This window comes from Rahnella sp. CG8 (assembly GCF_023701875.1).
Classification (GTDB): Bacteria; Pseudomonadota; Gammaproteobacteria; order Enterobacterales; family Enterobacteriaceae; genus Rahnella; species Rahnella aceris.
Window position 1 is genome coordinate 58,714 of sequence record NZ_JABAED010000013.1, and the last position, 23,541, is coordinate 82,254.

The following is a 23,541-nucleotide window of genomic DNA, read 5'->3' on the forward strand; positions in this document are numbered from 1 at the left end:
CGGCGGCCCTGCGGGGCGGGGCGTTCCTTCCGTGATTGGAGAAAGAGACATCGGTGCCTGTGAAGGCAGTGTCCGCCTGGGCGATGCGATGCGGACTGGTGGGAGCGTGGGTGGATACCCACGGCAGCCTGGAACCCTGGCTGCTGGCTGGGGCTGACGAATCAGCGAAACCGGGGCAAGAATGACGCCGGACGAGCTATCCGTCGCCCAACAAAGCGCTATGGTTTTCTTCCACTAAGAGAGGTGTTGCTGCAGGCGGCTTCAATACCCCCTACAGACGCTACCGTACTGCAGTGGCACCTTCGAAGAGGGATTAGGTGGCAAAGACATAGTTTCGATCTCCTGTTAACTGCCCGGAATTCTCGACATGTAGAAGAAGTAGCCGAAGGCCTGCAGGCCTTCGGCTCGGGAGGAGGAAACCACCCGTGGGCTGTTTCAGGATGCGGTCGTCGTCAAAACCGTTCGCTGTCCCAGCAATCGCACCCGGCCGTTTTCGTGGCTGTGGCCGATAACCTCTGGCGTGCATCCACACACAAAGGGAGCCCGGTTTTTCGCCGTCGGGCACGGCAATGAATACCGTCGTCCCCGAAAGGTCTCCTGATGGCTTGCTCTGGCTGGCCAGACAGCAGGGGACCCTTCGCAAAAGACGGAAGCATCAGAACGTCAGGGGAATCGACGGCGCGACTCAGGGATAAATATCCTTCTCGCCTGGTTGCCAGAACTGGCATGGTGTGGCGCGCGCGCATTTGCAGAAGGGTTAGCACGCTGGGTCCACGCATGACTGCGGGAGGAAAACCAGGCCGCCTCTGGGAGGCCGATATGGCAACGGAGAACGGGCATATCAGGATGCCTTTGTATGGACGCGACGCTTACGCGACGTACTGAGTCAGGTCGGGCCGGACTTGACCGACAGCGTGCCCCGGCATTCCGGGTAACGGGTACAGGACCAGAATGGTCCGTTCTTACCCGGGCGCTGGCGCATCGGTGATCCGCATTCGGGGCATGATGGCCCCTGGGGGAGCCGAATGGATAAGGATACGCTGCGGTATTGTTGTACAAGTTGCGCGATCCAGGCGGACTGTTTCTCGATGAACGTGTCGAGTGTGAGTTGGCCTGCTTCAATCATGTCCAGCGCCTGTTCCCAGACTGCCGTAGTGCCAGGGTTTGCAATCGCCTCAGGCACGGTGTCGAACACCGTGAAAGCGGTGTCCGATGCGCGGATTGCCCGGCCTTTCCTGAGCAGGTAGCCGCGTGCAAGCAGGCCGCTGATAATGCTGGCGCGCGTCGCTTCGGTGCCGATGCCGGTTGTCTCCCTGAGCTTCTGTTTCAGTCGTGGCTCCGAGACCAGTCTGGCGACGCTCTTCATTGCCTTGACGAGTTCGCCCTGCGTATAGGGCCGGGGTGGCAGCGTTTTGAGTGTCTTCAAATCTACACTAGCCACCTGGCATACCAGGTCGTCGTATAATGCGGGCAGTACCTGGCTGCGCGGTGAGGCGTCGTTTTCTTCCTCGCTCTGTGGCTCGGCCAAGATCGTGCGCCAGCCGGAGACGACGATCTGTTTTCCCCTGGCAGACAGTGCGTGCTGGCCGCAGGAAAGGTTCGCCACGGTGCGGTCAAACTCGTGGTTCGGCAGAAACTGCGCAAGATAGTGAGCCCGGATGAGTTTGTACACTGCCAGTTCCTTCTCGCTCATGGCTGAGAGGCTTGTCGGTTCAAGTGTTGGGATGATGCCGTGGTGCGCCGTGACCTTGCCGTCATTCCAGACCCGCGAGCGCTGGCTGTGGTCGAACTGGCCCATCATTGGACGCAGCATGGGATCGGTCTTGAGCAGGCTGTCGAGTACCGTGGGGACTTCGGCAAACATGTTCTCCGGCAAGTAGCCGGAATCCGAACGCGGGTACGTCGTGGCTTTGTGCGTCTCGTACAGGGCCTGGGCAATCTCCAGGGTTTCCTGCACGTCCAGCCCAAACTGCCTGGAGCACACTTCCTGCAAGGTGCCCAGGTCGAACAGCAGCGGCGGGCCTTCCCGTACACGCTCTGTCTCGACTGAGACAACCTGGACGATCCCGTTGATACGTATCTGCTGTACCACCTGCTGTGCCACCGGCTTCTGCAGGCACCGGCCCGCATCGTCGGTGCAGGATGCGGGCGGCACCCACTGCGCAGTGAAAGCCTGGTCGCCAGCGGACAGGGACACCTCGACAGCCCAGTACGGTACGGACACGAAGGCGGCGATTCCGCGGTCACGGTCTACGACCAGTTTGAGTGTCGGGGTCTGGACGCGTCCGACGGACAGTACTCCGTCGTAGCCAGCCTGCCGCCCCAGCACCGTGAACAACCGGCTGAGATTCATGCCCACAAGCCAGTCGGCCCGCGAACGCGCAAGCGCCGAGTGGTACATCGGCAGGGTCTCGGCCGAGGATCGCAGTTCGCCCAGCGCTTTCCGGATAGAGGCGTCGTTGAGCGCCGACAGCCAGAGGCGTTGGATCGGGCCGCGGTAGCCGCACAGTTCGATAATTTCCCGGGCGATCATTTCGCCTTCGCGGTCGGCATCTGTCGCAATGATCAGCTCGGATGCCTCACCAAGAAGCTGTTTAACCGATTTGAACTGACTGGCAGTTTTGGATTTGACCTCGACACGCCATTGCTGGGGAATAATCGGAAGCTGCTCAATATTCCAGCGCTTGAACTGGTCGCCATAGGCCTCTGGAGGTGCGGCTTCGACCAGATGTCCGATGCACCACGTGACCGCAATTCCAGCCCCCCTGTAGCAACCATTCCCGCGTTGCTTTGCACCCAGCACCCGGGCAATATCCTTACCCTGTGATGGTTTTTCGCACAGAAAAATGCGCATACGGACACCTTGCAGTCTGATAATGTGATGCGTACCAGTCTGCCGATGCTATGCTTATGTGACAGCAGAAAACCGGAGGCTGCTGGCCACCGTATTTTCGGTATATGCGTCAGGGAGTGTGTGGCTACGCTGAGCACGCGGAGGAAAAATTACCTCGTGATCGACAATATTGGCGGCACATGTCGGTCTTCGTCCGAACCAGCCAGCATGCGGCGAATGATCTGTACTACGCCAATTAGGCGTCGACGAAGCTGGTGATCTGATCCCCGCGACATCAACAGGATTACGGGAGATACGCTCGAGAGAATTAGGCTTGGGGGGCTGGACTGAATCACAAAAATCATTAAACGAGAGTGGTCATGTTTCAGAACAACCACTCCCTGCGTCCGATTATGATGCGTCCGATGGAGGATCCTCAACCGTTTTAGGGCTTACCGTCACTGCCTCAATTCGATAGGGAAGAATGCTGACGCTGCGGGCATTGATGCGGTAAGTGGTGCGAGGCTGACCGCTGTCATCTGTCCAGTCGTCCCGTTCCTCCCGTCCAACCACAACCACGCGCATACCCTTTTGAAACAACTGCGACCAATCTTCGGCATCCTTGTGCCACCAGTCGACGGGGCGCCAGAATCCGCCCCGGTCCGCGTAGCCATCCTTGACCGGTACCGGGTTGTCGAAATAGACATTCAGGCGTAAGACCCTGCGCGGTTCCTCGTTACCGTTGGGATATTCGCTAAATTCTGGCGCAGAGCCAATGTTACCCTCACCGCGAAAAAACGTACTCATGTGTGTGTCTCCTTCGGGTTGATGGTGCAGATACATCGTTGATAGACCTTGTCGGCATGGGCCAGTTTGTTGGCGCATTCCTCTGCCTGACGAGCAAGGGTATGGGTCAGGCTGACTTGCATATTCACCACGATGCGCTGCTGTTCGAAGGCATACAGCTCATTCAGTAGCGATCGCTGGGTGCTCGGTGAGGTGTTCTGTAACAGCTCTTCCCAGATAGCGACCCCCATACGAGACCTGTCCAGATTGCGCCAGCGCAGAAAGGTCGTGCCTGCGCCAGTCCTTTGCTGGGCAAGTTGAAGGGATAGCAGGTTGAAGGGAATCCGGTCCCACTGCTCCAATACCCGACGTTCTGCCAAACGGATCAAATCGTCGCGCAAGTGAAAGCACTTGCTGGCCCAGACTACCATCTCCCCTTTACCCTTAAAGGGTTTTAAAAGGCCTTTTAGATAGGCAGCATGTTCCAGACGTTGGAAGTCAGCCTGTTCCAGAGGTGAAAATTTCGAGTTCATATTGGCGCATTCTCCCCTGATAATTCGCTGGCACCCTCAACGTCAGTAACAGGGTCTTCTTCGTTGACCCTGGCATCGGCTTGGGCGCGCAACTGATCGAGGCGGGGAATAGGCGGCGCAAAACGAGACCGGCGAGTGCCATCCAGAACGTCCTGAGGAAGCGGTCCGAATTTCTCTGTGGCTGCTCGCGCTGCGGCATTATTAGCAGCAAAATCATCACGCGTTGCGCCGGAGTAACGGTATTGCTGCGCCAGCGCAAACAGGCTGCGAAGAGCATGTGCGCCATCATTGAGCCAACGCTCAAGGGTGCTGCGGTCAATCAGCGCGGCGTGATGCGCCAGCAGCAGACGCCTGGCAAGATCATCAAATTCGGCAAGCAGGTAAACGGCTGAAAAGCCGAGCTGGGAAGAGACGAACAGCGGCAGTTTCACCGGTTGTACGTTAAGATTTTCGCCGAGACTCAGGGCTGAGGGGACTCCGGCAAGGACCTGCTCGATCTGTTCGCTCAGGGCTTTGAGAATGGCGCGCGTTTGTTCCAGCTTTTCTTCAATCCTCAACATCCACCAGTCACTGTAGGGGTCGTCCTGTTCGGCGCCGCGCTTCATCTTGTTCATGACAGAAACGTACCCAGACAGTCCGACAATGCCTGGTCGGTCATCGCTGGGTGCCCGACCACGCCAGATGCGCGATGCATGATGGGTATGCAGGGTCAGCGACATGGTGCTGCGCAGTGACCCGAGGTTCAACTGTAAAGATTCTTCGCTAGCCATAGTCACGACTCCTGGTTTCATGGAAACAGAGTCGTCAGGATTACGACTTGGTGGAAGGCCGTCAGTTATCAAACCGTTACGGGAGTGCGCCTGATAGTTTCTGACGTTGCTACAAAAATTATACCAGTGGTATAGCCCTCTATAGCTGCTTGTGGACATATACATTAATGGTTGATGCCGACGAGTTACAGCATCGCGCAAAAACCTTGCGTTGAGCTATACCAGTGGTATAGGCGTCGGGGGAACACGGTGGAATATAAGGTCACGACGAGTTCAGCAGTTCGCGCAGCCTGGCAATATGTTGTCGGGCGATTTCGGGATCTGCCGTTGCCGGGGAATGTGGCACCGAAGGCCTGGTGTCTGGTTGTATCTGCTGCCCGGCCCAGATGTGAAACTCACCGCGCATGGCTTTCTGGATGATACCGAACAGGTAACCGGCAGGGTTTCGCACGATGGTTGAGCCGCAGCGGGCGTCCCATTCGTCAAGTACAGCCTGTTGAAGTGTGTTTTCCACGGCCTGTAATGCCGTCAGGGCTCCATTTTGTTGTTCAGCACTGAGGGACTCGAATCTCACCGGGATAGTCAGTTGCTCGTGCGTGCGCGGTACTGTACGTATTTCTTTTATTTTTTTTTCTTTACTTACTGTACTATCGGTCTTCGGATCCCGAAGAGTGCTGGTTTTACTGCTTTTGTTACCCACTTCGGAATCCGAACTGGGGGTATCACGATTCCGAAGAAAGGTGGGATCCCCGTCTTCGGAATCGTGATTATCCACAGGTTGTGGATAAGTAGCCCGGTCGTCCCACCCCCGATCTTGCATGCGCTGTATCATCAGGTGCAGCCGGCCTGGCAGCATGTTGTTGCATAGTAGGGGATCTTCGGAAAGCTCTTTCAGCGTGAAGGCCGCAACCCGTTGGATGGACTTACTCGTATGGATAAGAGACTGACTGATCAGCTCAAGGTAGTCAGCATCGAGCCGGATTGCTTCATACGGAGAAAGAGGCTCATCGTGCAGGACATACAGGTTGCCCTGTATACGACCCGTACGCTGTTCACGACGCCGTCGGACAAGGCTCAACCAGCGAGTCAGCCGTAAGACAACGAGAGCTCGCGCCACAGTTTCGTGGGAAGCTCGTTGGGTACAGGGCATTGAGGCAAGCCAGGGAGCGAGCTGATCGTAGGTCGGCAGGGCGGTGATGCCATCTTCATTGAGCTTAAGGCGAAATACCTGCCAGGCGTTGCGTTCGAGGGGAGTCAGTCTCTTATCAAGCAATAATGCGCGTGGCACGCTGTCGTGGGCATTGCCGCTGAAGATAATACCGTCTTCCATGAAGCCATTTCTTCGATTTGGCTCAGTCATTTCGCCCGGCGGTATCGGGATATGTGAGGAATCGAGCCTGCCCATCTCAGACAAGACCCTGGTCGATCCAACCTTGAATGGCATTCCAGATGACCGACAGGGGGAGTCCGGTGCCTTCGGCCAGTACGGCGGCGATATCAAGCATACCCATATCATCGGTCAGTGCAATGCCGCTCTTTTTCACACTAGCTGACCAACGATTCCAGAGATCTGCGTCCTGCGCCTCGCTCAATACCGGATGGCGACCTTTACGTTTTGGCAGACCAATCACATTGCGACGCAACGCAATTTCCTGATGGCTGAGGCCGAAGAACCTGCTGATCAACTCAGTGCTGGCTCCAAGGCACAGCAGCCGGTCAATTCGACTGACTTCTTCGGTGATGTCGTTAGCCTGATTCAGCAGTCGCTGGAGTACATTACGGTTGATGCAGACCGAACACCAGGAGACGGTGGCATTGGCAAGGATGCTGGCCATTTGCGGGTGCTTGAGCGCATCCAGGTCGGTGTCGTCGAAGCCCATCGATTTTGCCCGACGCAGTTGGCCGTTGCGCAGATCATGAAGCGCCTGCGCAATAACGGCTTGGTTGAGCGGATGCGGACCCGACATAGCGCAGCTCTCCTCATGTCCCTGGTTGGGCATCCACATGCCCGGCAATGGCGCTTTCAATATCCATCAAGCGCCGGCCAAGCCGGAGTAGGCGAAACAGTTTTACCAGACTGTTGTCGCTCAACCGTTCGGATTGTGTCTGCGATGTGCCTGCATGTGATGGGAAGCCCAGTAAAAGGAGGCCCAAATGTTCGGCGAGAAGCGATGTACTGATATGGGCTTCTGCAGGACTTTCTGATGCATAAGACGTGCTCAGTGAATGCAGTAACGCCAGCAGCGCGCTGGCAAGGGAAGGCAGTTCACGGTGCGGCAGCAGGCATCGGAAACCCAAACCTGCCTCGTACGTTTCGATGGCATCGCTCAGGTCTAACTCGCAGGCGATCTCCAGGGCGAACTGCGAGATGTGGGTGCGCAGTCGCACAGGCTCGTCGAGAGCAGGGTCGATGAACCAGACATCGGTGATGGGATAAAGGCCACCGGCCTGGACGGGGATTGCCTGCAGCACATTATTTTCGAAATCAGGAAGCTGCTCACCGGTGTGCCCGGCGATGAGACGCTGAATTGATTCCAGGCGTTCGGTCGTCCCTGCGGGGGACACGATATGCTCACTGATACGCGAGGTGTGCTGGGCGTCATTCTCATTATTTAAAGTCACGGACGAGGGTACTGATGATGGCGGTATGACTTCTGGTGATGTTCTTCCCGGTGCCGTGACAGGTTTTGCCGGGTGTAAGGCGGTTGTCGGCTGAGGAGGCGGCATCTCTGTCGTTTGCTGCGGCGATAATGCAGACATCATGGGTATGGAAGGTTCACTGCTCAGCACCTGCCAGCGTTTTTCCGTGTTGAGGATATCGATGGTCAGGGTGTCGTAATCGACGGAGAGCAGGTCAGACATTTGGCCTATCAGTTCATCCTTCACGCGCTGGATATTGAAATTCCCGGCGGTACCATCGAACCCGGTCAGAACATCCTGAAACAGAGAAGGGAAAGCGATATGTGCATGTTGTGATGCCGGGTGTGCCTCCCATATCCTTGCCGCCGAACGTCGCAGGCTGGTGAGTTGTTCGACCTGGGGACGCCCCATGCCAGCGTATAGTACAGTTGGGATGGCGGGCAGCAGGTACTGGATGGCTTCCTGCATCCGACTAATGCGTGGCTGAGACACCGGATAGCCGTCAGCTCGCAGGAGACGTGAGAGTTCCGACTGAGAAACCGTTTTGCCCGTTTCCTGTTCATAGAGTTCGCGTGCTCGTTCGACGCCAAGCGCCCGTTCGATGAAGGTGTGTTTGCCGTGTAGCTCGCCCTCTGCAAGATGACCGGTCAGCGCGATGATTTCGCCGCGTTCTGTCCAGGGCCGATACAAACATGAGATGCGAAAGAAGTGTTCGTCCTTCGTCTCTGACCAGAGTTCACGCAGGATGGCCAGCCGCGTGTTACCGCCGTTACGGATAATGTAATGGTGGGCGCCAGGGCGCCGTGTAATAGCAGGGGGGGCATCAAGTCCGCGTTCGCGAATCGAGTCTTTGATTTCATCATATAAGGGATTGCGGGTCAGCCGTGGATTGAGTTCGTAGGCTTGCAACTCATCCAGCGTCACCACCATCGGAGTGTCCTCAAGCGGGTCATTCAAGATATCAACGGCTGGACCATTTCGAATGAAGCCTTCGCTCACCAGCTCGTTGGCCTTCTCCTGTGGAGTGGCATCAGACATGGTCATCCCCTTCTTGCTCAGGCGCATCGAAACGGGCATGCTCGCGCTTTGTTCGCTGTAACATGGCTCGGGCATTGCGTCCGGCGCGGTGATCACTGGCTGTTGAACTGGTAAAGATTGGCGGAAGCCCTGCCTTGACGAACTTGAGGTGTCCGCCGGCTGTGCGGGAGATGAGCCAGCCTTCGCTCAACGCGTATTCGATCAGCGGCAGCAACACTTTGTGACCTCGGGCGAGTTTCCGGGCGTCAGACATGAGCGGCTCCTCTCACGGTTTTGCCGGTTACCATTACGAACTGTTCATGCCATTGTGGATAGAACTTCTGAGACAGGCTGCGTATCACCTCCAGGGTAGAAGCGGACAGCTGTTCGTAAACCCCGCATGGTACGTAAAAGCTCAATAGCGTGTGCTGCATGCCCATATCGAGTAGCGATATGCTCAGAACTGCATCCGCGATATATGTGCCAAGATTAGCCTCAGTCTCAACCGTCGTCTTCCCCACGTTGCCTTTAGTTGAAATTACAGAGATAACTTCCATATGAAATACTCCTGTCAGGTACGTTTTTCACCACGCTCGACGATCCATTGAGCAATTTCATCGGAATACCATCCGACAGCGCGCAACCCGATAGGAACGGCCTGAGGGAATTTTTTCTCCCTCATGAGCTTATAAATATAAGCCCGTTTCAGGCCGGTTCTTCTTTGGACTTCCGGGCGTCGAAGGATTATGCGCTCGTCTGTGGGCACATGGGTTTCATCTAACATACTGGTTACTCCTTAGCAGCCGGTGGCATTCCTGAGATTGACCCATTTAAAGTTCGCCAGCCCGGAAACTCAGCAAAGAATACGCAGTGCGCTTGCCCTTATTGTTACGTTCAGTTTGGTCGAATGAACCGCTCTGAAAGGTTGCTGCGACAGAGAAGCAACACCAACTAGACTCGAAATAGTTAGGGAAATGATTGAGTAACAAAAAATTAAAATCTAGTCCGCAGAAGAGAGTAGGTAGGACAGCCGTAGGAGCATGAAAAAAACAGAGGAGTGAGGAAAAAACTTCTGCTCATATTGTCTCTAAAAACTATAATATTTACGGTGGGTTGAGTAAAAAATGATATGCGCGTCTAGTTTTTTTAAGCATCAAAGGATATTTTATTGTTGTTTTTTTGCTCAGTTGGTGAAGAAAAAAAAGCATGGTCAGCGCCCTTGAACATGCGAAAAAATGGGTGTCCAAGGGTCTAACTCAAGAGAGGGTTATCGATTGTTCCGGCTCTTTGTATGAACCGGGCCACTGTAGGATCGAGCTCCCTGGCCTGTGTGATGAAATAGGTCGTAGTATCAGGGATTTCTTCGTGCAATGGCCTTACGATGACGTTGGGGTATGCGAAGATCCCCAACTGAGATGTTAATCCTATTCCGATACCGTAGCCTGCAGCTACCAGCATAAGCATTTGCTCATGTCCTGATGCGTACTCGGTGATGGTTGGAAGTGAAAGGTTCTCGCCGCAGAACCACCGGGAAACCACTTGGAATCCGCCTGCGCATTTCACCGGATGGAAAAGGATCAGTGGAAACTGCTTAACCTCCCGCAGTGTCACCTTGCTGGAAGCAAGCAGTGGATGATGAGTCGGTATAGCAACGGCGGGTCGTTCACCCCAGACCTTGTGTTTGATATAGCCACTTAAGGGGTCAGAATTGACTGTAATGCCAATATCAATTTGATCATGATGGAGAGCGCGCAGCATTTCGTCGGCTGTCATTTCAGTGATTCGAACTTGTGTGCTTGGTTCTTCTTCACGTGTTTTCGCCAGCAGGCTCGTTAATCTGGGCTGAGCAAGACTATCCGAGAGTCCGATACGAATTCTTCCCAGAGAGCCGTTGGAAGCGGCTTGAACCCTAGACTGTACATATTCGAAGAATGTCAGCATTTGGCGTACATCGTCAAGCAGTACTTCGCCAGACCATGTAAGCCGAATACCACCTTTGCTTCTATTAAAAAGGCGAACACCCAGTAGGCCCTCAAGGTCGTGTATAGCATGGGCCAGGGAAGACCGTTCTATATGTACACGCTCAGATGCGCGTACGAAACTCAGCTCCTCTGCAACGACCAGAAAATATCTAAGGTGGCGAATCCTCATGATAAATCTCCATATGTGAAGATGGAATCCAGTGGTCGTTGGAAGAGCCATCTCTGATTGTTGGTATATACGTTCTAATGGCTCACATCAGTACTTCAAGGCCCAAGGCTGAAATATTACCTTGACTGTCTGGATGCTGATTTTAGTCACTGTTTTCTGTAATTCTTATTTCTTTTCTGTATGGCATGCGTAACAAGGAAACTCGCGAAGTGCTTTTTCTTAATTCACAGAACTGGGGCTTAATACCCAATAGGTTGCATTGAGTTTAGCCTCTCCGCCAAATGTCAGCGTAGCCGGATTGTTGGGGAAGTAACGGTTGCTCATCACGCCTTCGCCGTCATTGATGAAAATTTCGATGCTGGAACGATCACAGAGAATATGCAGGTTGCGCACTTGCCCCGGCCAGTAACGATATTGCCATTCATCATTTTCAAGGCTGCAACGCGCTAATCTTAATCCATAGTCGTCCCAGCGTAATATTAACGTGCTGGCGAAATCGAGTGTCAGGGATTCAGGACTCTGTTTCTCAATGACCAGTTCCAATGATTGCGCGTTCAGTGTAGGGGCACTATCTGCGCCGCCACTCCACGATTGCCTGACGCCGCGAAGTTGCTGCAATTCCTGTACGGGTTGTTGATATAGTTTACCATTCCTGAAGGTCAGTTCTCGCATGCAGGTCATTTGGTGGATCCAACCGCAAGCAAGGGTCGGTTGTCGCATTTCTTCCCCATCCGGTACGCCCATCCAGCCCACCAGCAGGCGGCGACCGTCCGCAGTTAGCGTGGTTTGTGGCGCATAGAACTCGAATCCTGCATCCACTTCATTGACAGGCCCATGGCGGAAAGTGAAGGTTCCCATGTCGAAATCGCCGCACAGATAGGCGGCTGGATGAGTATTGAGGAATCGGCTGGCTTCGCGCGCGATCCCCTGAGGACAAAAGAGTAAGATGGTTTTGCCATCAAGCATAAAAAAATCCGGGCATTCCCACATATATCCCGTCTCTGCTAAACCGCCAAGCGTGCTACCCGCAATTTCACCGATGCGGGTCCAATCATGCAGATTGTCGGAACGTAGCAGAAGCACCTTGCCCCTGAGATTTTTATCCTGAGCACCTAATACCATGTACCAGCAGTTGGCATCACACCAGATTTTGGGATCCCGAACGTGCCCGGTATAACCCTCGGGGAGGGGGACCACTGGACCTAATTTATCGAAACCGCCGTCCGCATTTTGTATAGCCAGGCACTGCCAGGCGGTGCGGTTACCATCGTCGAATTCTACATTTCCTGTATAACACAGCGTAAGTTTGCCTTGATATTCCACAGCGCTGCCTGAATAACAACCGTTGCAATCGTATGTCTGGTCTGGCAACAGGGCTATGGGTTCATGTTGCCAGTGCAGTAAATCGTCAGAACTCCAGTGTCCCCAGTATTTATTCTGATGACTGCAAGACAACGGGTTCCACTGGTAAAACAGGTGGTATCTTCCCTGAAAGTGAATGAAACCATTTGGGTCGTTCATCAGACCAGTAACCGGAGCGAGATGCCAGCGCGGGTAGTGGTTATCGGCCAGCGTCCTGGGCTGACCTTTCATTACTGCCTGTAAGACAGAGGACAGCAGCGTTTGTGTGGTCATAATTGTATATCCAGGTTGTTTTTAAAAAGTAAAGAAATCATAGAAGTGAAGCGATGTATGCATTTTAAATAACTTCATAATTATCCCGTCACTCTATGTCGTTGAAGAGCTATGAAATCCGGCAGCGCCGTCATCGCGCCCAGGGCAGTTGTTGCCAGCGCGCCGCAGATTTGCGCTTCGGCGAGGCATTGCGCCAACTGCGGCTCGTTAAGTGGCAGACCACGCTCAGCCATTCCCCACAGTAATCCGGCCACGAAAGCGTCGCCTGCACCGGTGGTATCCACGCTTTTCATAATCTGGCTGGGGTAGTGCTGCACCTGACCCTGGTAGCAGACCAGCACACCGGCTTTGCCCAGGGTCACTATCAATAACTTGAGTTGATAGTCACGGCTCAGACGCTGGAGATTCTGTTGAGTCAATCCTGACTCACCACTGAAAAACAGCATCTCCTCTTCAGAGAATTTCACCACATCGGCGAATTGCAAAGCGCGTTCAACACAACAATGTAGCTCCGCCGGGTCCGGCCAAAAATCCATCCGGATGTTAGGATCGAAGCTTACCCAACCGCCGACCTGTTTCACCTCTGTCATGGCAGAGTATGCGGCGCTGCGGCAGGGTTCAGCAGAGAGTGCTATTGAGCAAACATGCAACCAATCGCCTGGTTGAAAAGTCGGCAGATCGGACGGTTCGAGAAACAAATCCGCGCTGGGGCGCACCATAAACGTAAAGTTGCGCTCCCCCTGGCTATCTAATGCCACTATTACGGTCGAGGTCCGTTGGGTCGGATCCAGCACCATAAACTCCGTATCCACTTTTTCTTGTTGCAGGGTTACCCGCATCAGTTGACCAAATGGATCATCGCCGACCCGGCCGATAAACGCACTGTTGCCTCCCAGTCGAGCGATACCGACCGCGACATTCGCTGGCGCGCCGCCCGGACATTGGCGCAATTTCCCCGGTTCATCGGAGATCAAATCAACTACAGCATCACCCAGCACCCATACTTTCGCTGACATACGGCCCTCCTGTTCGTCGTTGATATTGTAAAATTCAGTTGAAACTGTTTTACGTCGCCTGAATGGCCGTAACGCGATGTTGGGATAACGGCATATTTCCGGGACCTAATCGACGGGGCAGATAAAAAAGAGTGAACTGTTTTTTATCTGCCCATTTCCTTTATATATCTGAACATCAGAACTGATAGATAAGATCTAAGGCAATGGCATTGTCAGTGTTGATGCCTGTAGCCTTAGTGAATTCATTATCCTTAAGTAAATTAATTCTGTAATCCACCCAGGTCAGGATATTTTTATTGAAATAGTAGTAGGTACCAATTTGAATATACTTCTGAATAGTCTGATCCCCACCACGGAAGTTGCCGTAACCCTGAAGATTATCACCGCGCTGTGTCACAAATCCTATAGACGGACGCAGGCCATTCAGGAACAGATATTGCGCAATGACTTCAAAATTTCGGGTTTTATCCGCTATCTGGCTTTGTCCATAAGGCGTCATATCTTTGGTCTGGCCGTAAATGGCACCAAAGTAAACTTGATTAGCGTCGTATTTTACGCCTGTTACCCAGGCCGACGCATCATCGCCCTGACCATCAGCCTGCTGAGTCAGTGTGCGGTTGGCTTTCATGCCGGCAGCAGAGAGGGTGATCCCGTCGGTAATGGCATATGTCAGACCGGCACCGTATCCATCACCGTTTGAGAGTTTTGCCGAGCTGCGGTCATTTTTACCCTGATATTGTAGGGTATATTTCAGCCCATCCCAAGTTGGCGAGCGATAGGTCAGCAGGCCGCCAGAGCGTTTGGACATGAAGTTGTCTGTGAAGGTCATGGAGCTGGCACCAAAACCCGGCGCCATGTCTGTGAATGACGCGGTATCAAACAGTACACCTAGATTACGACCATAATCGATCGAACCGAAGTCAGCATATTTAAGTCCAGCAAAGCCCAAACGTGTGGCGTTACTACTCTGCGCGTCGGCACCTCCTTCAGTGTGGTTTGCCATGAAATTATATTCCCACTGACCATAGCCCGTGAGTTTGTCGTTGATCTTCGTCAGCCCCCTGAACCCTAGTCGTGCCAGCGTGCCATCACCATCTTCAGATTTGTTATCAGAAATAACGTGTTTAGCTTCAACCTTTCCGTACAATTCAACTTTATTACCGTCTTTATTATAAACTTCAGCAGCCAGCGCCGGTGCTGAAATCAGAGTACTTAATAAACCATAAACCCCCAGCCTTGAATTAAAATTACGCATCATATTTACCCGTATATTAATAGTGATCACAGAGTTAAAATGAGGGCATCTTGGCCAAAATCGATAGGGCAAATTATAAAAAACTATTTCCCCACACGAATCCTCTGGCGTGTATTAGCCCGTAATTTAGACGGTGGAACGTATTTTTCCTGAATGAATAATCAGGATTGCAGAGTGATTTTTTTATCAGTGAAATTTAACCTCCAAAATTCAAAATTCAAAATTCAAAATTCAAAATTCAAAATTCAAAATTTAAATGAATTTAATTTTTATCCCGATATTCACGAAGATATGTTGGGCCTATTTTTATTTCGTGAACTTTCATAAAGGACCAGTCAGTAATATTCAGCAGTAACCTACTTTCACCTCCGGAGAAAACGGTATAAACGGGAGCGCAAATCCGTGGGCAGGAATATGCCTGAGGCCATGCTCCCTGGTTTTCAATGACTGACAGAACTGCCATGCCAGTCGTTGCAGCAGATGGTCATGACCCATTACAGCCATTTCGGGTTCTGCTGCTATAAAAATGCCATCAATACCGGTCAGCCCATCATGCTGAGGTAGGCACTCCACTCCCTTTTGCGTCTCTGTTCTGCAAGCCGGAAGACGCCCGTCTGAATATGTTTGCTGCCACAGCCCGGACAAAACGCACAGATCCAGAACTTCGGTTGCTATTAAGCGTCACTGTTGACCGGACCCAGTGCTATCACGATGTTGTATTTCACTACATCCCCGGCTTGCAGAGTGACTGAACCGTTCGCATGCGCCCCCTGCGGATCAAAGCGGCGTGCCGGTTCGATGCTCAGGGCATAGACGCCAGACTGAAAAGCCCGCCAGATGCCAAACGCAGGCAATTCTTCACGGGGATAACAGAGACGCACGCGTAATTCTCCGGCTGGCGTCTCACTGGTAAGAGTGACGGTGGCGGTCTTACCGCTCGCCGTAATGGGAATATCCTCGTAGTAATCCCTATAATCATTATCCGGGCGCTTTTCTTCGGTATTAAATGCCATTGCCTTATCCAGACAAACGTCACCCGATATCTGGGTACTTTCATTCAAAAAAGGATGCCCGAAATTAATGTGGTACAGGATGGCGTGCGGTGTTGGCCGGTATCCCTGATTTTCTACCCTGTCGCTGATGTGTATCGTTTTGCCGTAGACATCGAGCGTGATGCGGCGCGTTAGAACGAGGTTTTCACCGAATACCGCGCTCTGCCTGATAACGCCTTCAGCCCAGATGACAGGACCGTCTGCGCTCCAATCAATTCCATAGCCCGAAAGTACGGCTCGTTGACTGGAAATCCTCCCATGCAGGGGGTAGAAAACCTGCCGGCGATGTTTATGGATATAGTGGGCACCATCGTCCCGCCGGGCACCACCGATGTGGTCCAGGCCACATGTGGCAATGAAGCCATCAAAGTTTCGGTAAAAGCCTACGCCATCTTCCGCATCGACCGGATGCGGGGGCCATGGCATGCCGTTTGCGCTATTCCATCCGATGTTAATACCGCGCCAGGTGGCACCGGAAATATCGAAACCGCGGTCAACGGCAATTTCAAGTCCGATCCCCCTCGCGTTCCGGACCACGAGCAGCCGCTGTCCCCGTCCAGGCCCGTCTTCCACCTGCAACAGACGGATATCTGCAACACCCCGACCATCCACGGTACGTCGCCGCAGTTCAGAGGGCGACATTTCATCAACAGCGCGAAACGCAGCCTTTGCCGGATCAGTCATGGGTGGCTCCGGTGGACGAGGAATTGCCACCAACCCTCTCCAGCAGTGGACGGACCTTTACCAGGAATGCTTCGCTTCCGCACGCAAACCGCAGCTTTGCATCCAGCCCGATGTTGTGCCAGTCAATGGTATGTGATGCACCAAGATTGGCGAGAATAGGCAGCGCCGCCATGACATCCCAGGTTGAGTCACCCAGCGAAATATATCCGTCGGTTTCTCCCATTGCGACTTCAATAAGGGAAAGTGTTGCTGAGCCGCCGAAGCGAAAGCTGAAATTCAATTCGTCGAAGATATAGCGCATGACTTCAAGCCGGTCATCGGTCGCAACGGAGGGATGCCAGCTCAGGCCCGTTGATGCCTGCGAATCATCAAGAGACGGCAGTGACATCATCGGGTTTCCGTTGAGTTTTGTTCGTAACCCATCGCCTCCGCTCAGCATGAGGTTGCGGACCGGCGCGTAAATGACGCCAAACACCGGACGATGATTTTCATACAGTCCGATGGATACGGCCCAGTTCTGACCGCCGCGTACGAAATTAAACGTGCCGTCGATGGGATCGATAACCCAGACTCGACCTGAACTTCCGGTAATATCGCATCCTTCTTCACCGAAAACGCCATCACGGGGGAATGCGTTGATCAGGCTGGTCATCAGAAACTGTTCAACCTGTCTGTCGGCTTGTGTTACCAGGTCGAGATGGCCTTTCTTTTCGACCTGCAGGGTTGCCAGAGAATGAAAATGAGCGAGAGCCATTTCACCCGCTTTTCGCGCGATGTCTTCAATTTCTGACACCATCGCCTGGACCGGCGCCAACGCAGTAGTTCTATTATCGGCCATAAATTTCATCCCTGATCCCTGCGACCAAAGCAACGTCGTTGCTCAAAATCTGATCCATCCAGCCACCGCGTATCCACTCAATAACCTGGGCACGGATATCAACACCGTAGGTAAGAAGCGAGTCAAGATTATCCACGGGAATATATAAGTGGGCCGCAATGCCTGCTTTCCTTAACTGGAGCGCTTCACCGCGGGGGAAATGTTGGATTTCCAGATTAATGGCGTCGACATTTGCTTCACGAGCAATCGCCACCGGGTCAATGAGTCGTGAATGCGTGTGACCCACAGTCGGCACCTCCGGGATAGTCTTTTTGATATCCCGCAACTGAACAAAATCGAAAGAAGAGAACTGAAGCAGATCGGCGCAGTCCAGCTCATCAATCAGTGCCCGGAGTTTCGGGAAAAGTTCATCGTTCCGATGGTGGATTTTCAGCTCAACCTGATAAACGATGTCCTGTTCACGAGCCAGCATAAGTGCATCTTTCAACTGCGGGATTTTCTCACCGGCAAATTCTGCACTGAACCAGCTACCGGCATCAAGACGGGACAGCTCGGCATACGTCATGTCACACACAAGGCCATGGCCATCAGTGGTGCGATCAACCATGTCATCGTGAATGAGAACCAGCTCACCGTCGCGGGTCAATAGCAGGTCGGTTTCGCAGGTCACGCCTGCGCCACCCAGCTCGCGGGCTTTGCGAAAAGCGGCGAGAGTATTCTCTGGAGCACCGGCACTGTGGCCCCGGTGTCCTGCAACCCGGACCTGTCCGGGCTTCATCAACAATGGATTCATTCTATTTTCCTGTTTAACTGCGCAGATGCGCCTTTTAACCGTCGCACACACTGGCTTAAGGTTTTGTGGCGACTGACATATTGTGTTCCACAGGAAGGGTGGGCATATCCGGTCAACTGCGAGCCGGACTGGCTATCACGAACTTTCTGCGCAACTTATCAGGTACGTTATCAAGGAAGCTCTGGGCGCCCTTGTCAGTGACGATGACATCCACATCCTCAATTCGGGTGGTGACCGAAAGGCTCGATTTCGTGAACTTTGAGTAATCAGCCACCACAATCACGCGGCTTGACACCTCCATCATTGCTTTCTCAACGCTGGCATTAACGGGGGTTGACGTACAAATCAGCCCACGCTCCAGATCCACAGAAGCGGCATTCAGAAAAAGCTTGTCCACGTTGAACTGGCGTATAAAGCTTTCTGCCAATGGTCCCCGGAATGACCTGTTCGCGTCGGTGTATTCGCCTCCGACGCTATAAAAATTATGCCGCTCCCCCCGGGTCAGCTCATTAATGATGTCCAGACCATTAGAGATGACCGTCAGGCTATTCCGACCTGACAGCAGTTTGGCAATTTCGAGCGTTGTCGTCCCCGCATCCAGGAGCACGGCATCACCGTCAACTATCATCCCGGCAGCCACTGATGCAATCGCTGCTTTCTGTGGCAGCCTGGACACCGCGCGAGTCGCATGCGTCAAATCCTGTGCAACCTGATTGATGCTCACTGCACCACCATGTGTCCTGCGTAGCAGGCCAGCCTGTTCCAGCTCATCCAGATCCCGCCTGATGGTCGCAACAGAAACTTTCAAGCGACGGGTCAGTGTGGTGATATTCAGAAACAGTTCTTCCTGAAGTAACTCAACAATCTTCATCTGACGGTCTTTTGCAGTGTTTATCACAGTGTGTTCTCGCAATTAATATGATTTATTACGATCATACGAGCGAAATGCACACCCCGTCAATCGAAGCCAGCACGATACGCTTGATATGGCTAAACAGTAAGCGATTAATGGTGTGTCACGAGCATATGATCGAAATGCGTCATTGGCAATACATGCAAGCGTGAAAAAATTGTGATGCATTGCACAGTTATGTAAGGATTTTTTATGAGGAGGTTTAATTTCGTACTCACAATATTTTTTACTATGAAATTTATGATGAACGATATCGATCATGTGAGCGTTGTCACTGAACCGTCATAAGTTTGTTGTGTACTGTCTCATAAAGTGATGCCATGTTACTTCGTGAACAAGATGTGCGTCATTTCGCTCGTGACTCTCATAACTCTTTACACAGGAAAACTCTATGTCCATGTTTACTTTTCGTTGTGGCTTGGTGAGTGCGATTGTGGGACTGGCGCTCAGCGGCAATGCATTGGCTGTGACAGAAATTACTTTTTGGCACTCAATGGAAAGCCAGGTAGGTCAGGAAACTAACGCTCTGGTCACCCGCTTTAACCAGACTCATCCCGATTACAAAGTTGTTGCATCTTATAAAGGAGGATATGAGCAGAGTCTGGCCAATGGCATCGCGGCAATTCGTAACGGCAAGTCGCCTGACATTCTGCAGGTATATGAAATCGGAACGACCACCATGATGGCGTCACGTGCCATCGTCCCGGTCCATCAGATATTTAAGGACGCAGGCATTCCGCTGGATGAAAAAGAGTTCGTGGCACCGGTAGCTGGCTACTACAGCGACTCAAAAGGCCAGCTGATTTCGATGCCCTTCAATAGCTCGACGCATGTCATCTTCTATAACAAAGATGCCTTCCGTAAAGCTGGACTCAATCCGGACCAGCCGCCTAAAACCTGGCAGGAGCTGGAAAAGGATGCCGAAGCGCTACGCAAATCGGGCATGAGCTGCGGTTACGGCACCAGTCGCCTGGGTATTCACCAAATTGTCAACTTCAGCGCCTGGCATGCGCTGCCGATCGCCACCAAAAATAACGGCTTAGATGGCTTCGATGCTGAGCTGAATTTCAACAATCCGACAGTCATCAGCCATATTCAGATGCTGGAAGACATGTATAAGAAAGGTGACCTGACGTATCTGGGGCGCCAGGACGAGGCGGCTACTAAGTTCTATAGCGGCGAATGCGGGATCGCTACCGGTTCATCAGGTGCGCAATCAGCAATCCAACGCTATGCCAAGTTCGACTGGGGTGTGGGCATGATGCCATACGACGAAACCGTACCGAATGCACCACAGAACGCCATGATTGGCGGCGCGAGCCTGTGGGTCATTAAAGGTAAAGATGCCGATACCTACAAGGGCGTGGCGGAATTCATGCAGTTCCTAGACCAGCCAGAAAATCAGGCGGAGTGGCATCAAAAATCGGGTTATCTGCCGGTAACGTTAGCGGCCTATGAACTGACTAAAAAAGAAGGTTTTTATAACACCCATCCCGGCATGGAAATTGCCATGCGCCAACTGATGAACAAACCCCCACTGCCTTACACCCGGGGTTATCGTCTGGGCAACATGACGCAGATCCTTACTGTGATTGATGAAGAGCTTGAAGACGTCTTTGCAGGTAACCAGACGCCGAAGGCTGCACTGGATAATTCTGTAAAACGCGGTAACGAATTGCTGCGCCGCTTCGAGCAGCAAGTGAAGTAATCGTTCTTTGTACAGGACCAGATACGTTCTGGTCCTTATTCATTTTTAAACGGAGTTAGCTATGTCTTCATCTCGACCGGTATTTCGCACCAGCCTGCTACCGTATCTGCTGGTGCTGCCGCAACTGCTTATCACCGCCATATTCTTTCTCTGGCCTGCCGGAGAGGCGCTGTTGTATTCACTGCAACGTGTTGACCCTTTTGGCATTTCCAGCACTTTCGTCGGGCTGGATAATTTCATCCGCCTTTTCGGGGATGCGCACTATCTCGAATCGTTCTGGATCACGATCAAATTCAGCGGACTGGTTACGGTCTTTGGTATGGTGTTGGCACTGCTGCTGGCGGCGTTGGTCGATTACGTGGTGCGCCTGCGCAAGCTGTATCAGACCCTGTTTATCTTGCCTTACGCGGTGGCACCCGCTGTTGCCGCTGTGCTCTGGATGTTCCTGTTCAGTCCCGGCCTTGGCCTGTTTAGCTACCTACTCAACAACATGGGGTATAGCTGGAACTACGCGCAAAACAGCGGACAGGCGATGTTCCTGATTGTGCTGGCGTCAGTCTGGCAGCAACTCAGCTACAACTTTCTGTTTTTCTTCGCCGCGCTGCAATCCATTCCACAATCACTAGTGGAAGCCGCCGCAATTGATGGTGCCGGGCCGGTGCGCCGTTTTTTCAATCTGTCGCTGCCGCTGATCACGCCGGTGAGTTTCTTCCTGTTGGTGGGCAACCTGATTTATTCCTTTTTCGGCACGTTTGCGGTTATTGACGCGGCGACCGCCGGCGGCCCGGTGCGGGCGACTTCCACTCTGATTTACAAAATCTACCAGGAAGGATTCGCCGGGCTCGATATTTCCTCGTCAGCGGCGCAATCGGTGGTGCTGATGCTGTTGGTTATCGGGCTCACGGTGATCCAATTCCGCTTTGTTGAACGTAAGGTGCAATACCAATGATTGAAAATCGACGTGGGCTGGATATCTTCAGCCATACCTTACTGGTGCTCGGTGCGCTGACTATCCTGTTCCCGTTGTATGTGGCTTTCGTCGCAGCCACGCTGGATAACGAGGCCGTCTATCAGGCACCGATGACGCTCGTCCCTGGCACGCATTTGTGGGAAAACATCAGCCGCATCTGGACACACGGCGTAAACGGCAGCGGTCCGGCATTCGGCATGATGATGCTCAATAGCCTGTTAATGGCACTCGGCATCACCGTTGGCAAAATCACGGTGTCGATTCTTTCAGCGTTCGCGCTGGTGTGGTTTCGTTTTCCACTGCGCTCACTGTTCTTCTGGCTGATTTTCGTCACCCTGATGCTGCCAGTTGAAGTGCGTATCTTCCCGACGGTGCAGGTGATTGCTGACTTGCATATGCTCGATAGCTACAGTGGCCTGACGCTGCCGCTGATGGCTGCCGCCACCGCCACTTTTCTGTTCCGTCAGTTCTTTATGTCGCTGCCTGATGAGCTGGTGGAAGCCGCTCGCATTGATGGCGCGGGTCCGATGCGTTTTTTCTGGGACATTGTGTTGCCGCTGTCTAAAACCAATCTGGCAGCACTGTTCGTCATCACTTTTATCTACGGCTGGAATCAGTATCTCTGGCCTCTGCTCATCATTAATGACGCCAGCCTGGGCACGGCGGTGGCGGGGATCAAAAGTATGATCTCTAACACCGGTGCGCCGACGCAGTGGAATGAAGTGATGGCGGCAATGTTATTAACCCTGATCCCACCGGTAGTGGTGGTGCTGGCCATGCAGCGTGTATTCGTGCGCGGCCTAGTTGAGAGCGAGAAATAAGAAATGGCAGGCGTAAAACTTCAGGCAGTTACCAAGTCGTACGATGGGAAAAATCAGATCATTCATCCGCTGGATGTGACGGTGAATGAAGGCGAATTTATGGTGATAGTTGGCCCTTCCGGCTGCGGTAAATCGACGCTGCTGCGTATGGTCGCCGGACTGGAGCGCGTGAGCGCTGGTGATATCTATATTGATGGCAAACGGGTTACCGATGAGGAACCGAAGGATCGCGGGATTGCGATGGTATTCCAGAACTATGCGCTCTATCCGCACATGTCGGTGGAAGAGAACATGGCATATGGCCTGAAAATTCGTGGTATGGCTAAAGAGCAGATCCGCCAGCGCGTGCTGGAAGCGGCCCGCAGCCTTGAACTGGATCACCTTCTCAGCCGCCGCCCGCGTGAATTATCGGGTGGTCAGCGCCAGCGCGTCGCGATGGGCCGCGCGATCGTACGCGAACCGGCAGTGTTTTTGTTCGATGAACCGCTCTCTAACCTGGATGCGCGTCTGCGCGTGCAGATGCGCCTTGAATTGCAACAACTGCATCGTCGTCTGAAAACCACCAGTTTGTACGTCACACATGACCAGGTCGAAGCGATGACGCTGGCGCAGCGGGTGATGGTAATGAATAAAGGTATCGTCGAGCAAATTGGCACACCGGTCGAAATATATGAACGACCCACCAGCCAGTTTGTCGCGTCGTTTATCGGCGCGCCGGCGATGAATCTGTTAGCCGGCCAGATCGACAGTGATGGCACGCATTTTAACCTCAATGCGTCGCACGCGCTGGCGCTCGGTGTGAGTAAAACCAAGTTAGCGAATCGTCAGGTGGTGCTCGGCATTCGCCCTGAGCACATTAAGATCTGCAGCCATGAGCAGGGCGGCAGCATTCCGCTGCTTGTGGAGACACTGGAGATGTTGGGGGCGGATAACCTCGTACACGGCCGCATTGGTGAAGCACGTTTAGTGGTACGTTTGCCATATAGTGAACGTCCGCAAACGGGCAGCACGCTGTGGCTGCATCTGCCGTCAGATGCATTACATTTTTTCGATGCCACGCATGGGAAACGTCTGGATTGAGTCTGCAAAATTTCTGGGTTCTCTCATCAATACCCTCTGGAGAATG

Annotated in this window: 23 protein-coding genes; 5 read left to right on the plus strand and 18 right to left on the minus strand. The window is 53.0% G+C overall.

From position 1 onward, the window contains the following. Positions 1-53: 53 nt before the first annotated feature. Positions 54-185, plus strand: coding sequence for a hypothetical protein (locus HGO41_RS25755; protein WP_285427205.1), 132 nt, complete (start codon positions 54-56; stop codon positions 183-185). 701 nt (positions 186-886) lie between these two features. On the opposite strand, the gene HGO41_RS13905 is transcribed toward HGO41_RS25755, so the two are convergent. From HGO41_RS13905 to HGO41_RS13990, 18 genes are all read right to left on the minus strand, one after another. After that, positions 887-2,854: a DNA topoisomerase III gene (locus HGO41_RS13905; RefSeq protein WP_250981139.1), complete on the minus strand. Its 1,968-nt coding sequence runs from the start codon at positions 2,852-2,854 to the stop codon at positions 887-889. A gap of 390 nt (positions 2,855-3,244) precedes the next feature. After that, entirely contained in the window at positions 3,245-3,640 is a 396-nt protein-coding gene (locus HGO41_RS13910) for a single-stranded DNA-binding protein (RefSeq protein WP_129544538.1), read from the minus strand. After that, a complete protein-coding gene (locus HGO41_RS13915) occupies positions 3,637-4,152 on the minus strand; it encodes a DUF3158 family protein (RefSeq protein ID WP_129544537.1) in 516 nt (171 codons plus the stop codon). Before HGO41_RS13915 ends, HGO41_RS13910 begins: the two co-directional genes overlap by 4 nt. After that, a complete protein-coding gene (locus HGO41_RS13920; protein WP_250981140.1) occupies positions 4,149-4,922 on the minus strand; it encodes a PFL_4669 family integrating conjugative element protein in 774 nt (257 codons plus the stop codon). Before HGO41_RS13920 ends, HGO41_RS13915 begins: the two co-directional genes overlap by 4 nt. Before the next feature lie 262 nt (positions 4,923-5,184). Beyond that, the gene (locus HGO41_RS13925; protein WP_502947383.1) at positions 5,185-6,252 is read right to left on the minus strand and encodes an STY4528 family pathogenicity island replication protein; all 1,068 of its coding nucleotides are present in this window, start codon (positions 6,250-6,252) and stop codon (positions 5,185-5,187) included. 76 nt (positions 6,253-6,328) lie between these two features. Continuing rightward, a complete protein-coding gene (locus HGO41_RS13930; protein ID WP_250981141.1) occupies positions 6,329-6,889 on the minus strand; it encodes a DUF2857 domain-containing protein in 561 nt (186 codons plus the stop codon). 13 nt (positions 6,890-6,902) lie between these two features. After that, positions 6,903-8,600, minus strand: coding sequence for a ParB family protein (locus tag HGO41_RS13935; protein ID WP_129544533.1), 1,698 nt, complete (start codon positions 8,598-8,600; stop codon positions 6,903-6,905). Further along, positions 8,593-8,853 (minus strand): type II toxin-antitoxin system HicA family toxin, encoded by a 261-nt coding sequence (locus HGO41_RS13940; protein ID WP_129544532.1) that lies wholly within the window; start codon positions 8,851-8,853, stop codon positions 8,593-8,595. Before HGO41_RS13940 ends, HGO41_RS13935 begins: the two co-directional genes overlap by 8 nt. After that, positions 8,846-9,136, minus strand: a complete 291-nt coding sequence (locus tag HGO41_RS13945; protein ID WP_129544531.1) for a ParA family protein — start codon at positions 9,134-9,136, stop codon at positions 8,846-8,848. Before HGO41_RS13945 ends, HGO41_RS13940 begins: the two co-directional genes overlap by 8 nt. Positions 9,137-9,150: 14 nt before the next feature. Next, a complete protein-coding gene (locus HGO41_RS13950) occupies positions 9,151-9,363 on the minus strand; it encodes an AlpA family phage regulatory protein (protein WP_129544530.1) in 213 nt (70 codons plus the stop codon). A 467-nt stretch (positions 9,364-9,830) separates the two neighbouring features. Next, positions 9,831-10,730 carry a LysR family transcriptional regulator gene (locus HGO41_RS13955; RefSeq protein ID WP_129544529.1) on the minus strand — a complete coding sequence of 300 codons (900 nt, stop codon included), beginning with the start codon at positions 10,728-10,730 and terminating at the stop codon, positions 9,831-9,833. 219 nt (positions 10,731-10,949) lie between these two features. Continuing rightward, positions 10,950-12,365, minus strand: a complete 1,416-nt coding sequence (locus HGO41_RS13960) for a sucrose-6-phosphate hydrolase (RefSeq protein WP_129544528.1) — start codon at positions 12,363-12,365, stop codon at positions 10,950-10,952. Between the two features lie 80 nt (positions 12,366-12,445). Continuing rightward, entirely contained in the window at positions 12,446-13,381 is a 936-nt protein-coding gene (cscK, locus tag HGO41_RS13965; protein WP_250981142.1) for a fructokinase, read from the minus strand. A 175-nt stretch (positions 13,382-13,556) separates the two neighbouring features. Then, a complete protein-coding gene (locus HGO41_RS13970; protein ID WP_250981157.1) occupies positions 13,557-14,636 on the minus strand; it encodes a porin in 1,080 nt (359 codons plus the stop codon). 674 nt (positions 14,637-15,310) lie between these two features. Further along, entirely contained in the window at positions 15,311-16,372 is a 1,062-nt protein-coding gene (locus HGO41_RS13975; protein ID WP_250981143.1) for an aldose 1-epimerase family protein, read from the minus strand. Then, positions 16,365-17,219, minus strand: coding sequence for an inositol monophosphatase family protein (locus tag HGO41_RS13980; RefSeq protein ID WP_242502739.1), 855 nt, complete (start codon positions 17,217-17,219; stop codon positions 16,365-16,367). Before HGO41_RS13980 ends, HGO41_RS13975 begins: the two co-directional genes overlap by 8 nt. Further along, on the minus strand, positions 17,200-18,003 hold the full coding sequence (locus HGO41_RS13985; protein WP_250981144.1) for a glycerophosphodiester phosphodiesterase: 804 nt from the start codon (positions 18,001-18,003) through the stop codon (positions 17,200-17,202). The genes HGO41_RS13980 and HGO41_RS13985 overlap by 20 nt, the downstream gene beginning before the upstream one ends. A gap of 112 nt (positions 18,004-18,115) precedes the next feature. After that, the gene (locus tag HGO41_RS13990) at positions 18,116-18,874 is read right to left on the minus strand and encodes a DeoR/GlpR family DNA-binding transcription regulator (RefSeq protein WP_250981145.1); all 759 of its coding nucleotides are present in this window, start codon (positions 18,872-18,874) and stop codon (positions 18,116-18,118) included. 433 nt (positions 18,875-19,307) lie between these two features. Between HGO41_RS13990 and ugpB the strand changes: the two genes are divergently transcribed. From ugpB to HGO41_RS14010, 4 genes are all read left to right on the plus strand, one after another. Next, entirely contained in the window at positions 19,308-20,624 is a 1,317-nt protein-coding gene (gene ugpB / locus HGO41_RS13995) for a sn-glycerol-3-phosphate ABC transporter substrate-binding protein UgpB (protein WP_129544523.1), read from the plus strand. A gap of 61 nt (positions 20,625-20,685) precedes the next feature. Further along, positions 20,686-21,573 (plus strand): sn-glycerol-3-phosphate ABC transporter permease UgpA, encoded by an 888-nt coding sequence (gene ugpA / locus HGO41_RS14000; protein WP_250981146.1) that lies wholly within the window; start codon positions 20,686-20,688, stop codon positions 21,571-21,573. Continuing rightward, positions 21,570-22,415, plus strand: a complete 846-nt coding sequence (ugpE, locus tag HGO41_RS14005; RefSeq protein ID WP_129544521.1) for a sn-glycerol-3-phosphate ABC transporter permease UgpE — start codon at positions 21,570-21,572, stop codon at positions 22,413-22,415. The genes ugpA and ugpE overlap by 4 nt, the downstream gene beginning before the upstream one ends. 3 nt (positions 22,416-22,418) lie before the next feature. Next, entirely contained in the window at positions 22,419-23,495 is a 1,077-nt protein-coding gene (locus HGO41_RS14010) for a sn-glycerol-3-phosphate import ATP-binding protein UgpC (RefSeq protein ID WP_250981147.1), read from the plus strand. The last annotated feature ends 46 nt before the right edge of the window (positions 23,496-23,541 follow it).

Coding starts and splice junctions, on each gene's coding strand:
- HGO41_RS13940 (WP_129544532.1), bottom strand. CDS start 8,853: ATGTCTGACGCCCGGAAACTCGCCCGAGGTCACAAAGTGTTGCTGCCG.
- HGO41_RS13955 (WP_129544529.1), bottom strand. CDS start 10,730: ATGAGGATTCGCCACCTTAGATATTTTCTGGTCGTTGCAGAGGAGCTG.
- HGO41_RS13985 (WP_250981144.1), bottom strand. CDS start 18,003: ATGAATCCATTGTTGATGAAGCCCGGACAGGTCCGGGTTGCAGGACAC.
- HGO41_RS13905 (WP_250981139.1), bottom strand. CDS start 2,854: ATGCGCATTTTTCTGTGCGAAAAACCATCACAGGGTAAGGATATTGCC.
- ugpB (WP_129544523.1), top strand. CDS start 19,308: ATGTCCATGTTTACTTTTCGTTGTGGCTTGGTGAGTGCGATTGTGGGA.
- HGO41_RS13950 (WP_129544530.1), bottom strand. CDS start 9,363: ATGTTAGATGAAACCCATGTGCCCACAGACGAGCGCATAATCCTTCGA.
- HGO41_RS13935 (WP_129544533.1), bottom strand. CDS start 8,600: ATGTCTGATGCCACTCCACAGGAGAAGGCCAACGAGCTGGTGAGCGAA.
- HGO41_RS14010 (WP_250981147.1), top strand. CDS start 22,419: ATGGCAGGCGTAAAACTTCAGGCAGTTACCAAGTCGTACGATGGGAAA.
- HGO41_RS13920 (WP_250981140.1), bottom strand. CDS start 4,922: ATGGCTAGCGAAGAATCTTTACAGTTGAACCTCGGGTCACTGCGCAGC.
- cscK (WP_250981142.1), bottom strand. CDS start 13,381: ATGTCAGCGAAAGTATGGGTGCTGGGTGATGCTGTAGTTGATTTGATC.
- HGO41_RS13945 (WP_129544531.1), bottom strand. CDS start 9,136: ATGGAAGTTATCTCTGTAATTTCAACTAAAGGCAACGTGGGGAAGACG.
- HGO41_RS13930 (WP_250981141.1), bottom strand. CDS start 6,889: ATGTCGGGTCCGCATCCGCTCAACCAAGCCGTTATTGCGCAGGCGCTT.
- ugpA (WP_250981146.1), top strand. CDS start 20,686: ATGTCTTCATCTCGACCGGTATTTCGCACCAGCCTGCTACCGTATCTG.
- HGO41_RS13915 (WP_129544537.1), bottom strand. CDS start 4,152: ATGAACTCGAAATTTTCACCTCTGGAACAGGCTGACTTCCAACGTCTG.
- HGO41_RS13910 (WP_129544538.1), bottom strand. CDS start 3,640: ATGAGTACGTTTTTTCGCGGTGAGGGTAACATTGGCTCTGCGCCAGAA.
- HGO41_RS13970 (WP_250981157.1), bottom strand. CDS start 14,636: ATGCGTAATTTTAATTCAAGGCTGGGGGTTTATGGTTTATTAAGTACT.
- HGO41_RS13960 (WP_129544528.1), bottom strand. CDS start 12,365: ATGACCACACAAACGCTGCTGTCCTCTGTCTTACAGGCAGTAATGAAA.
- HGO41_RS13980 (WP_242502739.1), bottom strand. CDS start 17,219: ATGAAATTTATGGCCGATAATAGAACTACTGCGTTGGCGCCGGTCCAG.
- HGO41_RS13990 (WP_250981145.1), bottom strand. CDS start 18,874: ATGAAGATTGTTGAGTTACTTCAGGAAGAACTGTTTCTGAATATCACC.
- ugpE (WP_129544521.1), top strand. CDS start 21,570: ATGATTGAAAATCGACGTGGGCTGGATATCTTCAGCCATACCTTACTG.
- HGO41_RS13925 (WP_502947383.1), bottom strand. CDS start 6,252: ATGGAAGACGGTATTATCTTCAGCGGCAATGCCCACGACAGCGTGCCA.
- HGO41_RS13975 (WP_250981143.1), bottom strand. CDS start 16,372: ATGACTGATCCGGCAAAGGCTGCGTTTCGCGCTGTTGATGAAATGTCG.